15 protein-coding genes and 2 rRNA genes (1 of these 17 only partly in view) are annotated in these 18101 nt (G+C 59.5%); 6 read left to right on the forward strand and 11 right to left on the reverse strand.

Annotated features, from left to right (window positions below; translation table 11 throughout):
• Positions 1–16 precede the first annotated feature (16 nt).
• Positions 17–1090: an RNA methyltransferase gene (locus tag HYN24_RS10645; protein WP_117609226.1), complete on the forward strand. Its 1074-nt coding sequence runs from the start codon at positions 17–19 to the stop codon at positions 1088–1090.
• Here the strand turns inward: HYN24_RS10645 and HYN24_RS10650 are convergent.
• Complete coding sequence (locus HYN24_RS10650) at positions 1079–2485, reverse strand: diguanylate cyclase (protein WP_117609227.1); 1407 nt, start codon at positions 2483–2485, stop codon at positions 1079–1081. The genes HYN24_RS10645 and HYN24_RS10650 overlap by 12 nt on opposite strands.
• Positions 2486–2581: 96 nt before the next feature.
• On the opposite strand from HYN24_RS10650, the gene nth reads away from it, so the two are divergent.
• The 3 genes from nth to HYN24_RS10665 are packed head-to-tail and all read left to right on the forward strand — an operon-like array spanning position 2582 to position 4657.
• On the forward strand, positions 2582–3214 hold the full coding sequence (gene nth, locus HYN24_RS10655; protein ID WP_205421379.1) for an endonuclease III: 633 nt from the start codon (positions 2582–2584) through the stop codon (positions 3212–3214).
• Positions 3211–4230, forward strand: a complete 1020-nt coding sequence (locus HYN24_RS10660; protein WP_117609229.1) for an FIST C-terminal domain-containing protein — start codon at positions 3211–3213, stop codon at positions 4228–4230. Before nth ends, HYN24_RS10660 begins: the two co-directional genes overlap by 4 nt.
• Positions 4223–4657 carry a DUF1841 family protein gene (locus HYN24_RS10665; RefSeq protein WP_117609230.1) on the forward strand — a complete coding sequence of 145 codons (435 nt, stop codon included), beginning with the start codon at positions 4223–4225 and terminating at the stop codon, positions 4655–4657. The genes HYN24_RS10660 and HYN24_RS10665 overlap by 8 nt, the downstream gene beginning before the upstream one ends.
• 38 nt (positions 4658–4695) lie before the next feature.
• Here HYN24_RS10665 and HYN24_RS10670 read toward each other — a convergent pair whose 3' ends face one another.
• On the reverse strand, positions 4696–6480 hold the full coding sequence (locus tag HYN24_RS10670) for a GspE/PulE family protein (RefSeq protein ID WP_117609231.1): 1785 nt from the start codon (positions 6478–6480) through the stop codon (positions 4696–4698).
• 135 nt (positions 6481–6615) lie between these two features.
• Here HYN24_RS10670 and HYN24_RS10675 point away from each other — a divergent pair, with 135 nt between their 5' ends.
• Positions 6616–7158 (forward strand): hypothetical protein, encoded by a 543-nt coding sequence (locus HYN24_RS10675; protein ID WP_117609232.1) that lies wholly within the window; start codon positions 6616–6618, stop codon positions 7156–7158.
• Positions 7159–7285: 127 nt separating this feature from the next.
• On the opposite strand, the gene HYN24_RS10680 is transcribed toward HYN24_RS10675, so the two are convergent.
• The 4 genes from HYN24_RS10680 to HYN24_RS10695 form a co-directional block, all read right to left on the reverse strand.
• On the reverse strand, positions 7286–10165 hold the full coding sequence (locus tag HYN24_RS10680) for an MASE3 domain-containing protein (protein WP_117609233.1): 2880 nt from the start codon (positions 10163–10165) through the stop codon (positions 7286–7288).
• A 149-nt stretch (positions 10166–10314) separates the two neighbouring features.
• Positions 10315–10527 carry a DUF3820 family protein gene (locus HYN24_RS10685; RefSeq protein WP_117609234.1) on the reverse strand — a complete coding sequence of 71 codons (213 nt, stop codon included), beginning with the start codon at positions 10525–10527 and terminating at the stop codon, positions 10315–10317.
• 40 nt (positions 10528–10567) lie between these two features.
• Positions 10568–11320, reverse strand: coding sequence for a sulfite exporter TauE/SafE family protein (locus HYN24_RS10690; RefSeq protein ID WP_117609235.1), 753 nt, complete (start codon positions 11318–11320; stop codon positions 10568–10570).
• A gap of 54 nt (positions 11321–11374) precedes the next feature.
• Entirely contained in the window at positions 11375–12541 is a 1167-nt protein-coding gene (locus HYN24_RS10695) for an MFS transporter (RefSeq protein ID WP_117609236.1), read from the reverse strand.
• A 155-nt stretch (positions 12542–12696) separates the two neighbouring features.
• Here HYN24_RS10695 and HYN24_RS10700 point away from each other — a divergent pair, with 155 nt between their 5' ends.
• Positions 12697–13242 (forward strand): YgjP-like metallopeptidase domain-containing protein, encoded by a 546-nt coding sequence (locus HYN24_RS10700; protein WP_117609237.1) that lies wholly within the window; start codon positions 12697–12699, stop codon positions 13240–13242.
• On the opposite strand, the gene dbpA is transcribed toward HYN24_RS10700, so the two are convergent.
• The 5 genes from dbpA to HYN24_RS10725 all read right to left on the reverse strand — a co-directional run.
• On the reverse strand, positions 13239–14639 hold the full coding sequence (dbpA, locus tag HYN24_RS10705) for an ATP-dependent RNA helicase DbpA (RefSeq protein ID WP_117609238.1): 1401 nt from the start codon (positions 14637–14639) through the stop codon (positions 13239–13241). The two genes, HYN24_RS10700 and dbpA, sit on opposite strands and share 4 nt — an antisense overlap.
• Before the next feature lie 7 nt (positions 14640–14646).
• A complete protein-coding gene (locus HYN24_RS10710; RefSeq protein WP_117609239.1) occupies positions 14647–15135 on the reverse strand; it encodes a hypothetical protein in 489 nt (162 codons plus the stop codon).
• Between the two features lie 243 nt (positions 15136–15378).
• Positions 15379–17295, reverse strand: coding sequence for a molecular chaperone HtpG (gene htpG, locus HYN24_RS10715; RefSeq protein ID WP_117609240.1), 1917 nt, complete (start codon positions 17293–17295; stop codon positions 15379–15381).
• Between the two features lie 147 nt (positions 17296–17442).
• A 5S ribosomal RNA gene (gene rrf / locus HYN24_RS10720) occupies positions 17443–17555 on the reverse strand.
• 106 nt (positions 17556–17661) lie between these two features.
• Positions 17662–18101 (reverse strand): 23S ribosomal RNA (locus HYN24_RS10725) (it continues 2442 nt past the right edge of the window).

Here is an 18101-nt window from a genome sequence, read left to right on the forward strand (position 1 = left end):
CTGAGATAACGCCCGCATGCGACTCGACGCTCTGCGCCAGACCCTTTACGCCACCGGCGCCAAGGATTGCCACGTCGACCGGGTGATACGCGCCTGGGCCCAAGGCAAGCCGCTTGACGCCGGGCCACGCAGCCACCCGCCGGAAACCTACCTGCCGCTGGCCCTGCGCCATGCCCTGCCGGGCCTGAACGAGCAGTTGTCGGCACTGGCCCGCGTCCGTTCTGAACATCCGGGCGAAGACGGCTCGGCACGCCTGCTGGTCGAACTGGCCGACGGCCAGACCGTCGAAAGCGTGTTGCTGCCGCGCGATGGCCTATGCATCTCGACACAGATCGGTTGTGCTGTGGGCTGCACCTTCTGCATGACCGGACGCGACGGCCTGCTGCGCCAGGTGAGCAGCGGCGAGATGGTGGCCCAGGTCATCCTCGGCCGCGCCCGGCGCAAGGTGACACGCATCGTGTTCATGGGCATGGGCGAGCCGTCGCACAACATGGACAATGTTCTGGATGCCATAAACCTGCTCGGGACATTTGGCGGCATCGGCCATAAAAACCTGGTGTTCTCGACGGTCGGCGACTACCGGGTTTTCGAGCGTTTGCCGCAAGAAATCGTGAAGCCGGCCCTCGCCCTGTCACTCCATTCGACCCGCGCCGAACTGCGCGCCGAGCTTCTGCCCAAGGCCCCCCGCATCGATCCGGCCGAACTGGTTGAACTCTCCGAAATCTACGCGCGCACGACCAGTTATCCGATCCAGTATCAATGGACGCTGCTCGATGGTATCAACGACAGTTTCGAGGAAATGGATGGCATCGTCCGCCTGCTCAGCGGTAAATACGCCATCATGAACCTCATCCCGTACAACGCAACGGCGGCGCTGGCCTACCGACGCCCTCCCGTCGAGCGAATCACTGAGCTGACCCGCTACCTGCATGCGCAGGGTATCCGGACCACGGTGCGCAACTCGGCCGGGCAGGATGTCGATGGCGGCTGCGGCCAGCTCCGGGCCCGCGACAGCGCAGCCTCGGCAGGGCGCACCAGCCAACGGATAGCCGAACACCGCCGCGCGCCCGGGCCCGGATCAAGCGGCTGAATCTTCCATCTCGACGCGATTTTTGCCGCGCCGCTTGGCCACGTAGCTGGCCTGGTCAGCCCGCCGAATCAGGGTAGTTTCCGTATCGTTCGGGACATGGCACGAAATGCCGATGCTGACCGTGCAGCGTACAACCTCGCCACTCAGGGTAGCGGTTTCAAGCGCCTCGAACATGCCACGCAGCCGTTCGGCCAAGGCCAATGCCGCAAATGAATCGGCTTCTGGCAGAAGTACGACGAACTCTTCACCACCATAGCGGTAGGCGCTATCCGAACGGCGCAGACATTGCCCGATGACGCCGGCCAGATTCTGCAGAACCTTGTCGCCCTCAAGATGGCCAAAGCGATCGTTGATCCCTTTGAAATTGTCACAGTCGATCACCAGCAGGGACAATGGCCGGCTATAACGGGTCGCCCGCTCCAACTCGCCAGGCAAGCGCTCATGCAGGTAACGCGAGTTGTACAGGCCAGTCAGTGAATCGGTCTGGCTAAGCGCGCGATAGCGCTCCTCGCTTTCGCGCAGCGCTTCCTCAGCCCGACGACGCTCACTCACATCCTGCAAGGTTTCAATGGCACCGACCAGATCGCCCTGAGCATTACGCAGGGGCGCCGCAGTAAAGTACAGCCAGCGACCGCTATCACCAAAATGCGGAAAGAAATCCTCGGCTTCATAGCCCCCCGGAATCAGCAAGGAAGGCCGGAAACGTCCGTGATACAGCCGGTCGACTGCACTTTCACTGGCCGCATCGAGGACCAGATCGGCCATGATCGGCCGCTCCGAGGGATAGAAGGCGGTCCACTGCTGGCGGGTACCAATGATGTCGCCGGCCGGCATTCCGGTCATCATTTCGCAGGCCCGGTTCCAGTGGGTAACGCGATGCCCGGCGTCGATCACCAGTGTCGCCACCGACGACCCATCGACGATCTGCGCCAGGTAGGCTTCGCTTTCCCGCAGTGCGGCCTCGGCCCGCCGCCGCTCGGTGACATCCTGCAGGGTTTCGATGGCCCCGACAATCTTGCCGTCGGCATTGCGGATGGCCGCCGCGGTAAAGAACAGCCAGCGGCCACCATCGAAATCGGGGAAAAAGTCTTCTGCCTCGTAAGCATCATCGAGCAACACCGACGGCCGGAATTTTCCGTCGTAATAGCGTTCGAACTCGGCGACCCCCGCCCCATCGACGACCAGATCGGCGAGCAACGGCCGGGGAACATCGTAAAACGCCCGCCACTGCTCGCTGCGGCCCAGCATGTGCTCGGCATCTACACCAGTCAGCATGGCACAAGCCCGATTCCAGTGGGTCACCCGATGATCGGCATCGATGACGATGGTAGCGACCGGATTGCCCTCGACCAACTGCTTCAGGGCAATCATGTTGCCTTCTGTTGTACGCGGCATGGGAGTCCGCCTTCTCTGTCAGGTAGAATTTGTTTTCTGCTTCTCGACAATATGGCGCATCCAGCCGCGCCTGACAATCCACCCTCGCCTCCCGCCGTGAAAAAAGCCGATATCGAGCAGTTCTACAGCCGCCTGCGCGACGCCAACCCGGCGCCGACGACCGACCTGCACTACGCCACCCCCTTTCAGTTGCTGATTGCCGTCATCCTGTCGGCCCAAGCGACGGATGTCGGCGTAAACAAGGCGACGGCCCGACTTTTTCCCGTCGCACCGACGCCGGCCAGCATGCTGGCCCTGGGCGAAGAGGGCCTGACCGACTATATCAAGACCATCGGCCTGTTTCGGACCAAGGCAAAAAACGTAATCGCCACCTGCCGCCAGTTGCTCGACCTTCACGATGGCGAGGTTCCCGATGATCGCGCCAGCCTCGAAGCCCTGCCCGGCGTCGGGCGCAAGACCGCCAATGTCGTCCTCAACACGGCCTTTGGCCATCCGACCATCGCCGTCGACACGCACATTTTCCGTCTCGGCAACCGCACCGGACTGGCTCCGGGAAAAACGGTCGAGGAGGTCGAAAAAAAGCTGCTGCGGGTCACCCCGGAAGTATTCAAAAAGGGTGCCCACCACTGGCTCATCCTGCACGGCCGATACATTTGCAAAGCCCGCCAGCCGGATTGCGGACGCTGCATTGTGCTCGACCTGTGCAACTACCGAAGCAAGTCGGTATGAAAGTCGCCAGCGGCCTCGTTGCCGGCCAGCGCGCTGATGCCGAACTGGCTGGCGCCGCCGTCGAAGCCGCCCTGGCATCTGCCGGGCTGAGCCGTGCCGACAATGTCATCCTCTTTCTGAGTCGCGAATTCAGCCGCCAGCCCCAACCGGCCGTACTCGCAGCCGCCCGCGCCGCCGGCTGTCTGGCCGTCTGCGGCTGTACGGCGAACGGACTGTTCACCGAGCGCGGTTGGCAACTCGACCAGCCAGCCGCCGCCGCTCTGGTTTTTGCCACCGAAGGCACATCGCTGACCAGCGCTGATTCACCCTTGCTCTCCTTCAGCGGACATGGCCGACTGCCCTTCGAATGGCATCAGGGAAAAGCACGCGTCGGCCTGATCGACACGGACGCAGCCGCCTGGTCGCATGGCCGGAACAGCGACAACGGCTGCGCCGAATTTCGTCTGCCCGGTCTGCACGGACGTCTGATCCGCTCATCCGGGCTGCGTCCGCTGGGTGAGCCACTTCCGGTTGAGCAGCGTAGTGGCTACGAGTTACGCCGCCTGGGTGGCCACAGCGCCCTCGACAGCCTGCGCCGCGTCCTCCCGGCAGAATGGCGCGAACGCCTGCCACTTCACCTGTTAAGCGTGCTGCGTCAGGCGGATGCCCCGGGCATTGCCCTCCTGTCGGCCAATGCCGATGGCTCCCTGACCCTGGCTGAAGCACTGAGCGAGGGTGAATTGATTACCTGGGCCATCCGCCAGCCGCTGGGCGCCGAACAGGAAATCCGTCAGGCACTGTCCACCGCCTTGGATCAAAGCCAAAAACCGGACTTCGCCCTGATGTTTTCCTGCATCGGTCGCGGCCCGCTTTTTTACGGCAACGACGACCGAGACCTCGTCGCCTTCCGCGACACTTTCCCCGACACACCGCTGCTCGGCGCCTATGGCACCGGGCAAATCGCCCCGCTGGCCGGGCACAATGAATTATTCAACAACACCGCCCTCACCTTACTGTTTGAAAGCGCACATGTTTAATCCCTCCCGCGAGCAGGTCCGCCTCTTTTTTTGCGACGCCTGGAAAAAGCACGTCGACCGCCTGCCGCTGGTTGGTGCCGAAGTCACCGCTGCTGACATTGCCGCCCGTCACCCGGAATATCAGTCGCTGCTCAGCGACCCGCAAGCTGCCGTAGACAAGGAATGGACGCCGGAAGGCGGAGCCATGAATCCCTTTCTCCACCTCTCCCTGCACCTCGCCATCCACGAACAGGTCAGCATCGATCAGCCACCCGGCATCCGCATGGCCTTCGAGCAACTGCGTGCCCGCATGGACCCGCACGATGCCGAGCATGTGCTGATCGACTGTCTGGGGGAAACCATCTGGCGCGCCCAGCGCGAAGGTAAGCCGATGGATGCGATGGCCTATGTAGACGCGGTGAAGCGCAAGTCGACCTTGATTTTTTAGGCGACAGTCGCCTGTAACAATCGACCTAAAGCCGGGGCTTACCCCTCGTCAGAGGGCGGCACCACCTTGATCACTTCATCCAGCGACGTGATCCCCTGAGCGACCTTCAGCGCCCCCGAGATACGCAAGGGCCGCATGCCTTCGCGGAAGGCCTGTTCGCGCAGCTTGGGGATCTCGGTAAGCGGTTTGATCTGGCGACGGATTTCGGGCGAATTGACTAGCAGTTCATAGACACCAACGCGACCGGTGTACCCGGTCATCCGGCACTCCAGACAACCCACCGGATGCCAGATCTGGGTAGGCTCGGCAGATTTCCACGGGGCAACCAGCGTCCGCCAGGCAGACCGCTGATCCTCGCGCATCGGGGCGGCTTTCTTGCAATGCGGACAAAGCGTACGAACCAGTCGCTGGGCCATGACGCCGAGCAGGGTCGAGTTGATCAGGTAGGCCGGCACGCCAAGGTCAAGCAGGCGGGTGATCGCCGAGGGGGCATCATTGGTATGCAGGGTCGACAGCACGAGGTGGCCAGTGAGCGCTGCCTGAATGGCCATTTCGGCCGTTTCCAGATCACGGATTTCGCCAATCATGACGATATCCGGGTCCTGCCGCATGAGGGCGCGCACGCCCTCCGAGAAGCCGAGTTCGATACCTGACTGGACCTGCATCTGGTTGAATGCCGCCTCGACCATTTCGATCGGGTCTTCGATGGTGCAGACATTCACTTCTGGCGTCGCCAGTTGCTTGAGCGTCGTGTAGAGCGTCGTCGTCTTGCCCGAACCGGTCGGACCGGTGACCAGGATGATACCGTTGGGCAAAGCCGTCATCTGCTTCCAGCGATTCTGATCATCATCAGAGAAGCCGAGCGAACGAAAATCGCGGACCAACACTTCCGGGTCGAAAATCCGCATCACCAGCTTTTCACCGAAAGCCGTCGGCAAGGTCGACAGGCGCAGCTCAACCTCCTGCCCGGCTGGTGTTCGCGTCTTGATCCGGCCATCCTGCGGGCGGCGCTTTTCGATCACATCCATGCGTCCGAGCAACTTGATGCGGCTGGTCATGGCGTTCATGACCGCCATTGGAATCTGGTAAACCTGATGCAGTACACCATCGATCCGGAAGCGGACAATGCCGAGATCGCGCCGTGGCTCGATGTGGATGTCGGAAGCACGCTGATCGAAGGCGTATTGCCACAGCCAGTCCACAATATGAACAATATGCTGGTCATTGGCGTCGAACTGCTTATTGACCTTGCCCAGTTCGACCAGTTGCTCGAAGCTCGACAGACCGGCATTGACCTCGCCCTTGGCAGCGGCCTTCTTGACCGACTTGGCAAGATTGAAAAACTCGACCAGATAGCGGCTGATGTCCTCCGGATTGGCCATCACCCGGCGAATCTGCTTGCGCAGGATGTTCTGCAACTCCTCGACCCATTCGCGGACGAAAGGCTCGGCCGTAGCGATGACGATCTCACGGGTCGTCACCTGCACCGGCAGGATGCCGAAGCGGGCTGCATAGGCGCTCGACATGACCTCGGCGACACCGGTGAAATCGATCTTGAGCGGATCGATGTGCTGGTAGTCGAGGCCGGTCCGGTTGGCCAGCCATTCGGTCAGCACCTCCAGCGTCAACAGGCGGGTGGGCGGCTGGGGATGACGCCATTTTTGATCGGCGATGACGATCAGGGGATGAATCTTGCCCCCATGCAGGCGCCGCTCGGTCTTGAGCAGGTCAGCCGCCTCCTGGCCGACCAGTCCGTCCGCCACCATCCAGTCGAGCACTTCACTCAGTGCCAGGCGATGTTCGCCGATATTCTTGTCACTCATGCGCGGCAATATAGCATGCAGCCGGTAAGCATTTGTAACTGACAAGGCATCCGGTTGCACTCCTTTACAACTTGCCGCTCCGCTCGCCGTGATGCTGCCTAAAATGAAGCTGACACAACTGACAAGGAGCTAAAAATGAAAACCCGCCTGATGATGATTGCCAGTGCCTTGATGGCTTCCCTGATTTGTCTTCCGGCCAGTGCTCAGCCCGGCCCGGGCATGGGTGGCATGGATTCCGGTATGGGGCCTGGCATGGGTCCCGGTATGGCCCAGGGTGGCGGCCCCGGTGCTCGCCCGCCGCGCGATTGCAGCAAGGCGCCCGACCCCGCCGCCTGTAATGCCCACCGGGCCGCTCGCGATAAGGCGCATGAAGCCTGCAAAGATAGCGTCGGCCCGCTACGCAAGCAATGCATGCAGGATCAGATGCAGAATTTTGATTGTGCCAAGTCCGGCAACCCGCAGCAATGCGAGTCCCGCAAGACTGCCTACAAGGAATGTCAGGGCCAGACCGGCCCAGCTTTCCGCCAGTGTGTGCACCAGAAAATGCCGCCCGTCGATTGCACCAAGGCACCGAACCAGGCCCGTTGCGAGCGCCATCAGCAAGCCCGCGAGGCCTGCAAGGACAAGCTTGGCCCCGACCACAAAACCTGCCTGCGTGAGCAGTTCAAGAACAAATAAGGTGTGCGGATACGGTAAGACCGGCATTCATCAGCCGGTTTCCAGAACGGGAAAGGCACCAATCCGGTGCCTTTCCCGTTTGGGTTAGCCCGCCCACAAGCCGGTCGCCACCCCGCAAAGCACCCAATTATTCCGCCAAGGCGGGAACCTCCAGCCACTTCATGACGCTCGACAGCAGCGTTTCCGACTCGACCGGTCGGCCAATGAAGTCATCCATGCCAGCCGCCCGGCAGAGCATTTCAATGTCGAGAGAAACATTGGCCGTCAGCGCCACAATCGGCACCGAGGGATTAGCCGATGCCTGCCGTATCAGCCGCGTCGCCTCCAAACCATCCATCCCGGCCATCTGCACATCCATCAGGATCAGGTCATAGCGTTTCTGCCCGGCCATGTCGACGGCCTTGGCACCATCGTTGGCAACATCGACGACCAGTCCGGCCTCTTCAAGCAGGCCGCGAGTGATGTCCTGATTATCAGGTTCGTCTTCGACGACCAGTACGCAGGCACCGGCGTGACCAGCTTTCAACTGGGCCCGCGTCGTCGGTGGTGCCGAGATGGTTGGCGTTGCGACAACATCGCTGCGCGGCAGGCGAATCGTGAACCAGAAGGTGCTACCCACCCCGATCTCGCTCACCACGCCAATCTCGCCACGCATCATATGAACTAGGCGCTTGCTGATGGCCAGCCCCAGTCCGCTGCCACCAAATTTTCGGGCAAGCGAACCATCAAGCTGTTCGAAGGCATTGAACAGCCGGGCCTGATTTTCTGCCGCTATACCGATCCCGGTATCCGCCACCTCGAAACGCAATTGAATGCCGCTTGGGGTCTCGTCGATGCGTTGGACACGGAGGGACACCCTGCCTTTATCGGTAAATTTAATGGCATTTCCGATCAGGTTGGTGAGTATCTGCCCGAGGCGTTGCGGGTCGCCCTGCAGCGACTGATGGGCCACCTCTGGCGAAATATCGATGTGCAATTCGAGATGCTTGCCAAGTGCCAGGCCGTGCATCAGGTCACTGACATTGCCGATTACATCCGCCAGCGCGAATTCGTTCATTTCGAGCTTGAGCCGTTCGGCTTCGATACGCGAAAGATCGAGAACATCCTTGATGATGGCCAGCAGATTGTTGGCCGCCTTTCTGGCCTTGTTCAAGTAGTCGATCTGCTTGGCGTCGGTAGCCTGGCGCTGGGCCAGTTCGGTCATACCCAGGATGCCATTGAGCGGCGTACGCAGTTCGTGACTCATGGTCGCCAAAAATGTCGATTTCGCCCGGTTGGCGGCTTCTGCAGCCTCCTTCGCCAGCAACAGGGCCATCGTCCGTTCGCTGACCATGGCTTCAAGATGATCGCGGTGCTGTCTCACCTCATCTTCGGCTTGCTTTCTGGCTGTCAGGTCGAGGCCAAAGGCCCAGTTCTGCTCGCCGATGCTGACGAAGCGCCAGATGATGTTCTTCTTTTCGCCACTTCGGGCAGTGACCACCACTTCCATCGGTTCGATCTCGCTCTTGCTCTCGATCGCCTCAGCCACCCGGCGCTGCCACTCATCCCTCACCTCCTGACGGTAAGCGGGGTCGGGGTAGGCCTTCGGCCACCATGCGGCAATCGAAGGAATGTCCGATATCGTGTAGCCGAACAATCTGGTAAAGGCCGGATTGATGTAGGCGGCTTCCTGCTCAAGACCGGCGGACATGTAGATGGCTAACGGGGATGTATCGCAAATGGCATGAAACAGCTTTTCGTTCTGACTCAATTGAAGTTCGGTTTCCTTGCGCTTGCTAATGTCGGTATGAGTGCCGATCATGCGTAGCGGCTTTCCATCGTCACTCCGGCTAACCACGATGCCCCGGTCGAGTATCCACTTGTAGCTGCCATCCTTGCACTGCACACGATGTTCGCTGCGGTAGCCTGTCGTTTTGTCGGCCAGGTAGGCTTCGACCAAGGCAATAGTCTCAGCCTTGTCTTCAGGATGAACGCGCATCTCCCATTCATCGAGGCCATTACCGATTTCATCATCGGCAAAACCGAGCATTGCCTTCCATTGATGTGAGAAAAATACCGTGTTGTCGGTCAGATTCCAGTCCCAGACGGCGCTACCTGATCCTTCCAGGGCAAATTTCAAGCGGAACTCAGCCTCGCTCAGTTGCGCGGTTCTCTCGATGACCCGCGCCTCCAGTTCTGCCTCTTTCTGGCTGATCTCGCGGAACAGAAGATCCATCGGATCGCGGAAGGCGGTGACGATGACGGCCTTGTACATCAGGTAGAAGGTACCGATCTTGAGCAGGTGTCCAATCTGATTAAAGGCGTCGCTCATCGAATCGGAGAAATACAGGGTAAAGCAGAGTTCCATGCCGATCATCAAGATGGCCGAACCCGAGAGCAGTCGATAGACGTTCGACGTGAAATACTGCCGGCGCCAATAGAGCAAGGCGATATTGCCGAGCATGATGCTGCAGATGATGTACTCGCTGAATACCTTGAAATCGGTCAGTCCCTGCCCGGCCACAAAGCAGACCGGGAAGTTCTTGTAATAGAAAATCGAGGCCACCAGCCAGGCGGTCACCAGGGAATATCCCGCCATTGACCAATGCAAATTGACACGCCGGTTGGACCCCAGCAGGCTCAAGCCGATGAGCATGCTGATCGATTCAAGGTACCGCGCGGCAATCCACAACTGCGGGGCGTAATAGTCGTAATCCTTGAATACCGGCATGCCTTTGTAGGCCAGGGTATGCAGAATGTCGATAAAGCCGACAAACAGATAGCTGATGCCGATAAACAGAACGTACTGGTTGCGAACCGTTCCCCAGCAATTGATGGCAATGATGGCAATGGTTCCAGCGATTAAAACGCTGAACAATTCGGCTGCGGCGTGAAACAACAGGTAGTTGTAATAACTGGCCAGGTGAGTGCCAAATAGAAGCACCACAACGACCAGCCCCTCGCCAGGGGTAATTCCTAAAAAATGGTTGTTGCGATCTGGCCGATCATTGGCAGATGCGGAAAACATTGGTCGCCCCCATTGATAAAAACTGACCGGCCAATTTTTTTGACCTGAAATTGTGCCGACCCGTCTAGTTCATTCTAGCCTTATATCCATGCGTAAATTGTGGTTAATTGCTCTCTCTTTGTTCTGGATCAAATCTGCGGTCAGAGGCACTATCGGCGGCGCAAGGGTTTGAGCAGGTCCGACAGCCCGTTGTGATCGATTTCCTGCATCAGCGCCAGCAAGCGACCGATCTCTCCCGGCGGGAAGCCTTCACGGGCAAACCAGTTGAGGTAATTGCCGGGCAGATCGGCGATCAGCGTCCCCTTGTGCTTGCCAAAAGGCATGCTGCGTGTGACGAGCAAGAGAAGATCTTCAGGATTCATCGAAGGCAGTGTCAAAGCGAATCGTTAAGTGGGCCGAAACTCAGCCGTGGCCGATCATCCACAAGGCGGTTGCCAGCAGCATGAAGGCGAACGCGACACGCAGATGGCGCTCGGGCAGGCGATGCGCCAGACGTACCCCGTGCGAAATGGTCAAGGCTCCGCCCAGTGCGAAAAGCACGCCCATTTTCCAGTCCACCAGTCCGGCATTGGCAAAGGTCATCAAGGCGACGATGGAACTGGGCATGACCAGGGCGATGGCAAACCCCTGGGCCATCACCTGGGTCTGCCGGAAAACGCTGACCAGGATGGGCGGCGTAATGATGCCGCCGCCGATACTGATGAGGCCCTGACAGGCACCGCCAATCAGGCCGACCAGCGGAATCAGCCGCTCCGGCAGGGTGAACGACCAGCGCGAACGGCCTGCCCGCAAGGACCACAGGCTTTGGATCGCGAGCCAGAGCAGAAACGCACCGAAATAGCGGCGCAAATCACTTGAAGCCAGGCCGCTGGCATAGATGGCCGTGAGCGACGTTGCCGTCACAGCGCACAGCACCAGCAAGGCGGTACGCAGTTTCGGCAAAGGCTGGCGCTGGCAGTAGCGCCACAGCGCAATGCTCAGGTTCGGCACCATCATGACCAGCGCCGTTCCCTGGGCCAGCTTTTGATCCATGCCGAACAGGCCGGTCATTACCGGAATGGCGATGATGCCGCCGCCAATGCCGAAAACCCCGCCGGCAAAGCCCAGGGCAGCGCCGATGAGCAAGGGGACAAGAATACTCAGGGCAAGGATCATGGCTGGTCGAGGAATAAATGGCGGGGCATACCGGCGTGGTCGCGCAACTCGCGATCAGCGCCCGGCACGCCAGAGTGGGAACAGCCCTAATAAACCAAGCAAGGGGCCGGGCAAGAGCAGCCAGGCGATGTTCATGCCCCAGTCGCCGATCCACGCCGTGCCAAGCTGGATGGAGAACATGGTGATGGCAAAACCGACCGAATTTTGAAATGCCAGTGCGCTACCGACAATTTCGGGGGCGCAGGCACGCGCTGACAGTGCGGAAAAGTGCGGCGAATCAGCGACGACAGTAGCCCCCCAGAGCAGCAGCAAGGTAATTTTTGCCACGGCCGGCCACTCGCCACTCAAGGGAAACAGCGCGCAACAGAGGGCCGAACCGGCCAAGGCTGTCGCTGCCACGCGCGAACTACCGATGCGCTGACTCCACCAACCCCCACACAGGCAGCCAAGGGCACCGATGCCGATGACCGCGAAGGCGAGGCCAGACAGTTGTCGGCTCCCCGCCTCGGCCAGGCCGCTCAGAATGATCAGCGCCGGCGTCAGCGTCCAGAAGGCGTAAAGCTCCCATTGATGGCCGAAATAACCGAAGGCGGAAGCACGAAACTCGCGGACGGAGAAAGCGTAGAAAACCCGCCCCAAACGCAACGGCGGCGCATCGTGCCGACGTTTCAAATGCGGCCCGTCACCCAGGCGGAAGATGAGCCCGGCGGCCAGTAAGGCAAGACCGGACGACACCAGCATGGTGGCCGGCCATGACCAGCCCGCCCCAGCCAGACGAATGCCATGCGGCAAGGCCGTACCCAGGGTCAACATGCCAACCAGTTGGGCCAGCGCAGCACCGGCCCGCTCGGGTACCCAGCTGACGACCAGCTTCATGCCCAGCGGGTAGACCCCTGCCAGACAAAAGCCGACGGCAAAACGCAGCGGAATGGCTGACCCCATGCCATCGGCCAGCAATGCGAAGGCCGCATTACAGAGGGCACCAAGGATGGCGCAAACGGCAAAGATCCGGCTCGCCGCGAAGCGGTCAGCCAGGCCAGAGACGGCAAAAGTCATCGTACCGAGTATGAAGCCGAGCTGGACGGCATTGGTCAGTGTGCCGATGTCGGCCGGCCCGATGCCCCAGGCGCGAATCAGGTCGTCGGCAGCACTGTTGGCGGAGAACCACAGCGAGGTGCCGAAAAGCTGGGCGATGACGATGACGAGGACGGGGTTGTGCATCAGATGTTCAAAAAAGGCGGAATAGCCGCCAGCTTATCGTCAATTTTAAAATGTGCACGAGAAAGCGGTCAGGCCGCCTCTGGTCTGCCGCCGCACCCCGACGAAACGCCGGGCCTTCCGTTAAAATCGTCGCTCCTCAGGCTCTCTGCCGACACATGTCCAAACCCGTCTCACCCAACTATCTGGCCGGTTATCCGGCGCATCTGACAGACTCGGTATGGCGACTGATCGAACAGGGTCAGCTCGGCAAGGTGCTGCGCCAGAAATATCCGGAGGCCCATCAGGTACGCACCGACAAGGCCCTCTACGATTACGTCCAGGCGATTAAGGCCGACTATCTGCGCAATGCGCCGCAACCGAACAAGGTGGCTTTTGACGGCAAGTTGCAGACCTTGCAGAAAGCGCTCGGAATTCACAGCCGGATCGCCCGCGTTCAGGGAGGCAAGCTCAGGACCAAACGCGAAATTCATGTCGCCAGCGTTTTTCGCGACATGCCAGCCGAGTTCCTGCGCATGATCGTCGTCCATGAACTTGCCCACCTGAAAGAGCCCGAGCACGACAAGGCCTTCTATCAGTTGTGCCAGCACATGGAGACAAATTACTTCCAGCTTGAATTCGACCTGCGTGCCTATCTCTGCCATCTCGCCGCCGGTGGCCCGCCCTTGTGGCAGGCTGACCAGATGGGTCTGCCTGCCGCTTAGTTGGTCAGTATCCGAACCTTGACGGTCTTGCCCTTGACCTTGCCGGCCGACAGTTTACGCACCGTCTCCTTGGCGACGCCCCGCACCACGGCAACGTAGGTACTCTGATCGGTCACCGTGATCTTGCCGACCTGCTCGCGGGTCAGTCCGGCCTCGCCGGCCAGCGCGCCCATGACGTCGCCGGGGCGGATCTTGTCCTTGCGCCCGCCCAGCATCAACAAGGTGGACATCGGTGGGACCAGCGGTGATTCATCGGTGACTTGGACGGAATTCAAGTCGAGAATGTCGAGCTTGCAATTCATCATCTCGGCGATAGTCGCCACCCGGCGGCGGTCGCCCGAACTGCACAGGCTGAGCGCCCAGCCCTCCTCGTCACCACGACCAGTACGACCGATGCGATGGATATGGATTTCCGGGTCGGGTGTCACGTCGACATTAATCACCGCTTCAAGCTGGTCGATATCGAGTCCGCGCGCCGCCACATCGGTCGCGACGAGGACGGAGCAACTGCGGTTGGCGAACTGGATCAGTACCTGATCGCGTTCGCGCTGTTCCAGATCACCATTCAGCGTCAGGGCATGAATGCCCGCATGGCGAAGAACATTCACGAGGTCGCGGCACTGCTGCTTGGTATTGCAGAAGGCGAGCGTGCTGACCGGTCGATAATGCTTGAGCAGGCGCACGACGGCATCGAGACGCTCTTCGTTTTTGACCTCGTAGAAACGCTGACGAATCTTCGTTTCTTCATGCTGCTCAAGCAGTTTGACCTCCTTGGGCTGGCGCAGGAACTGTCTGGCCAGCTGGGCAATACCATCCGGATAGGTAGCCGAGAACAACAGGGTCTGGCGTTTCGCCGGGCAGCGTTTGGCGACGTAGGCGATATCGTCGTGGAAGCCCATGTCGAGCATGCGGTCAGCTTCATCGAGGACCAAGGTGGTCAGTTCGTCGAGCTTGAGGTAGCCGCGCTCCATGTGATCCATGATGCGACCGGGCGTGCCGACGACAATGTGTACGCCGTTTTCGAGGCTGTTGGCCTGATTGCGCAGGGTCGAGCCACCGACCAGCGATAGGACCTTGATGTTCTCTTCAAAGCGGGCGAGGCGGCGGATTTCCTGCGTCACCTGATCGGCCAGTTCGCGCGTCGGGCAAAGTACCATGGCCTGCACCGCAAAATGACTGGTATTCAGGCGATTGAGCAGTGCCATGCCGAAGGCGGCGGTCTTGCCGCTACCCGTCTTGGCCTGGGCAATCAGATCGTCGCCAGCCAGGGCCAGCGGCAGGCTGGCCGCCTGAATCGGCGTCATGTTCAGGTATTCAAGCTGGGCCAGATTGGCCAGCATGGCAGCCGACAAGGGCAGTGTATCGAAGGCCAGACTGGCCGCAGTCACCTCGCTCATGCGCCGCTCAAACCTTGCGCTTGCGGGCCGGCATTGGCTTGCGCTGACGCTGGCCCGGCTTATGGACTTCCGCTTCCGGCTTCGGCTTGGGCACCAGCAGGTTCTTCGCTGTCGTCTTCTCAGAGGCGCGATGGGCCTGAATAGCCTTGGTCACATCGGCCGCCACCAGGGTGATGGCCGCATGCTCGCCCTTGACGTTGTAGACCGAGAGGCGGTCCTTGATGGCGAACAGACGCTCCGGGGTCTCCGCTTTACGCGGCAGGCCGGTAACGATTTCCTGTGCGGCAGGCGTCAGCACGAAGCCTTCGCCCTCGGCCTTGATCAGGCCATGCTTGGCCAGACGATCAAAGGCCTCGACCAGCTTGGCCTCGTTGGGAATATTGTTCTGTAACAGATCAGCCGCCGAGACGATGTCGACCAACTCGGCCGGCCGCCGCTTGGAAGAAAGCGCAATGGCGAGGATGAGGAGGGAGTCAACGTCGTGAACTGGGTGCATCGCAATACCTTTGAAGAGCAGTGGAATGAGAAACGGCGGGGAGTCAGCGGGGCTAAGGCCGGATAAGCAGGCAGCCGGGAATCGGTTTCTCGCAAGGGCGCTAGTGTACCCGGTTTGCCCGGTCGGGCGGCGCCAAACCTGACCCGGGATGCCTTGGTCAACGGGAAATTCATCAGAATTTCCACTCGAAAAAAATGGCCGCCCAAGGGCGACCATTTTTATGGTCGTGAAAACGCTAAGCAGTTACTTGCCGGACAGCGCCATCATCAGGTCGTTGATACGCTTGACGAAACCGGCCGGATCGTCGAGCTGGCCGCCTTCGGCCAGGGTCGCCTGCTCGAAGAGCAAAGCCGCCCAATCATCGAAACGATTTTCCTCGTATTTGAGGCGCATCACCGCCGGGTGCTGCGGGTTGATTTCAAGAATCGGCTTCGAGTTCGGCATCGGTTGGCCGGCAGCCTTCATCAGACGGGCCAGGTTGCCGGACGGATCGTGCTCGTCGGAGACCAGACAGGATGGGGAATCGGTCAGGCGATAGGTGACGCGAACATCCTTCACCTTGTCGCCGAGCGAAGCCTTCACCTTCTCGAGCAGGTCCTTGTACTCATCGGCCGCCTTTTCGGCTTCCTGCTTTTCGGCCTCATCTTCGAGCTTGCCGAGATCTAGACCGCCCTTGGCGACAGATTGCAGGTGCTTGCCATCGAATTCGGTAAGGTGACCGACCACCCACTCATCTACCCGGTCAGACAGCAACAAGACTTCAAGGCCTTTCTTGCGGAAGATTTCAAGGTGCGGGCTGTTCTTCGCGGCGTTGAAGGTGTCGGCGGTGACGAAATAAATCTTCTCCTGACCTTCCTTCATGCGGCCGATATAGTCAGCCAGCGATACATTCTGCTCCGGGGTGTCGTTGTGCGTCGAGGCAAAACGAATCAGGCCAGCGATCTTTTCCTTGTTGGCATGATCTTCGCCGACGCCTTCCTTGAGAACAGTACCGAAAGCCGTCCAGAACTGGGCGTATTTTTCCTTGTCGTTCTCGGCCAGGTCTTCCAGCATGCCGAGCACTTTGCGCGTGCAGCCGCTGCGGATGCCGTCGATATCCTTGCTCTGCTGGAGGATTTCACGCGAGACGTTGAGCGGCAGGTCGGAGGAATCAACTACCCCGCGCACGAAGCGCATGTAGAGTGGCATCAGCTGCTCGGCATCGTCCATGATGAAGACACGACGGACGTAGAGCTTGATACCGTGGCGGGCATTGCGGTCCCACAAGTCGAAAGGAGCACGGGCCGGGATGTAGAGCAGCTGCGTGTATTCCTGCTTGCCTTCGACACGGGCATGGGTCCACGCCAGCGGATCTTCGAAGTCGTGGGCAACGTGCTTGTAGAACTCCTTGTACTGGTCATCGCTAATGTCCGACTTGGAACGGACCCACAGTGCATTGGCCTGGTTGACCGTCTCGTCTTCCTCGGTCGCGACCTGCTCACCGTCCTTCCAGTCTTCCTTCTTCATCACGATGGGCAGGGTGATGTGATCGGAGTACTTGCGGATGATCGACTTGAGTTTCCAGCCACCGAGGAACTCATCCTCACCATCACGCAAATGCAGCGTGACATCGGTGCCACGGCTGGCCTTTTCGACCATCTCGACGGTGTAATCGCCCTCGCCGCCGGATTCCCAGCAGACGGCCTGGTTGGACTCAAGGCCGGCACGGCGGGAAACGACTGTGACCTTGTCGGCGATAATGAAGGAGGAGTAAAACCCGACGCCGAACTGGCCGATCAGGTGGGCATCCTTGGCCTGGTCGCCGGTCAGCGCCGAGAAAAACTCCTTGGTGCCAGACTTGGCAATGGTACCCAGATGCTCGACGGCTTCGTCACGGCTCAAACCAATGCCGTTATCGGAAATGGTGATGGTCCGCGCTTCCTTGTTGAAGGCAATGCGAATTTTCAGGTCGGCATCGTCGCCGTAAAGCGCGCTGTTGTTCAGCGCCTCGAAACGCAGCTTGTCGCACGCGTCGGAAGCATTCGAAACGAGCTCACGCAGAAAAATCTCCTTATTGCTGTACAAGGAATGGATCATCAGTTGCAGCAATTGCTTTACTTCGGTCTGGAAACCCAGGGTCTCGCGGTTTTGCGTAGCGTTCGCAGTAGCGGACTCAGACATGCTTGAAACTCCCAATGAAACGAAATGTGTTTCAGGAGATGGGGGCGTCACCGCTTATTTCAAGTGCCAAGTTGGTCACCGTCCAGATTGCCTGACCGCAAAGCAAAAACCCCTGATAGATTTTTCTATCAGGGGTTTTTATGGGGAGTCTGGCGTTGACCTACTTTCGCGAGCGGAAGCTCACTATCATTGGCGCGTTTCTGTTTCACGGTCCTGTTCGGGAAGGGAAGGGGTGGTACCAGAAGGCTATTGACGCCAGACGTAACTTGTATGCATGCCGGTTTTGATGTCGTCATGCGCAAAATGGGGAAGGTTGTTTTGTTGTGACTGCGGATATGAGTTACATGCAGTGTATTACAAGGTTATAGGATCAAGCCACACGGGCAATTAGTATCAGTTAGCTTAACGCATTACTGCGCTTCCACACCTGACCTATCAACGTCGTGGTCTTCGACGACCCTTTAGGGAGTTCAAGACTCCGGGAAATCTTATCTTAAGGCGAGTTTCACGCTTAGATGCTTTCAGCGTTTATCTCTTCCGAACATAGCTACCCGGCGATACGACTGGCGTCATAACCGGTACACCAGAGGTTCGTCCACTCCGGTCCTCTCGTACTAGGAGCAGCCCCCTTCAAATTTCCAGCGCCCACGGCAGATAGGGACCAAACTGTCTCACGACGTTTTAAACCCAGCTCACGTACCTCTTTAAATGGCGAACAGCCATACCCTTGGGACCGGCTACAGCCCCAGGATGAGATGAGCCGACATCGAGGTGCCAAACACCGCCGTCGATATGAACTCTTGGGC

The sequence above is a fragment of the Dechloromonas sp. HYN0024 genome, from assembly GCF_003441615.1.
GTDB lineage: Bacteria > Pseudomonadota > Gammaproteobacteria > Burkholderiales > Rhodocyclaceae > Azonexus.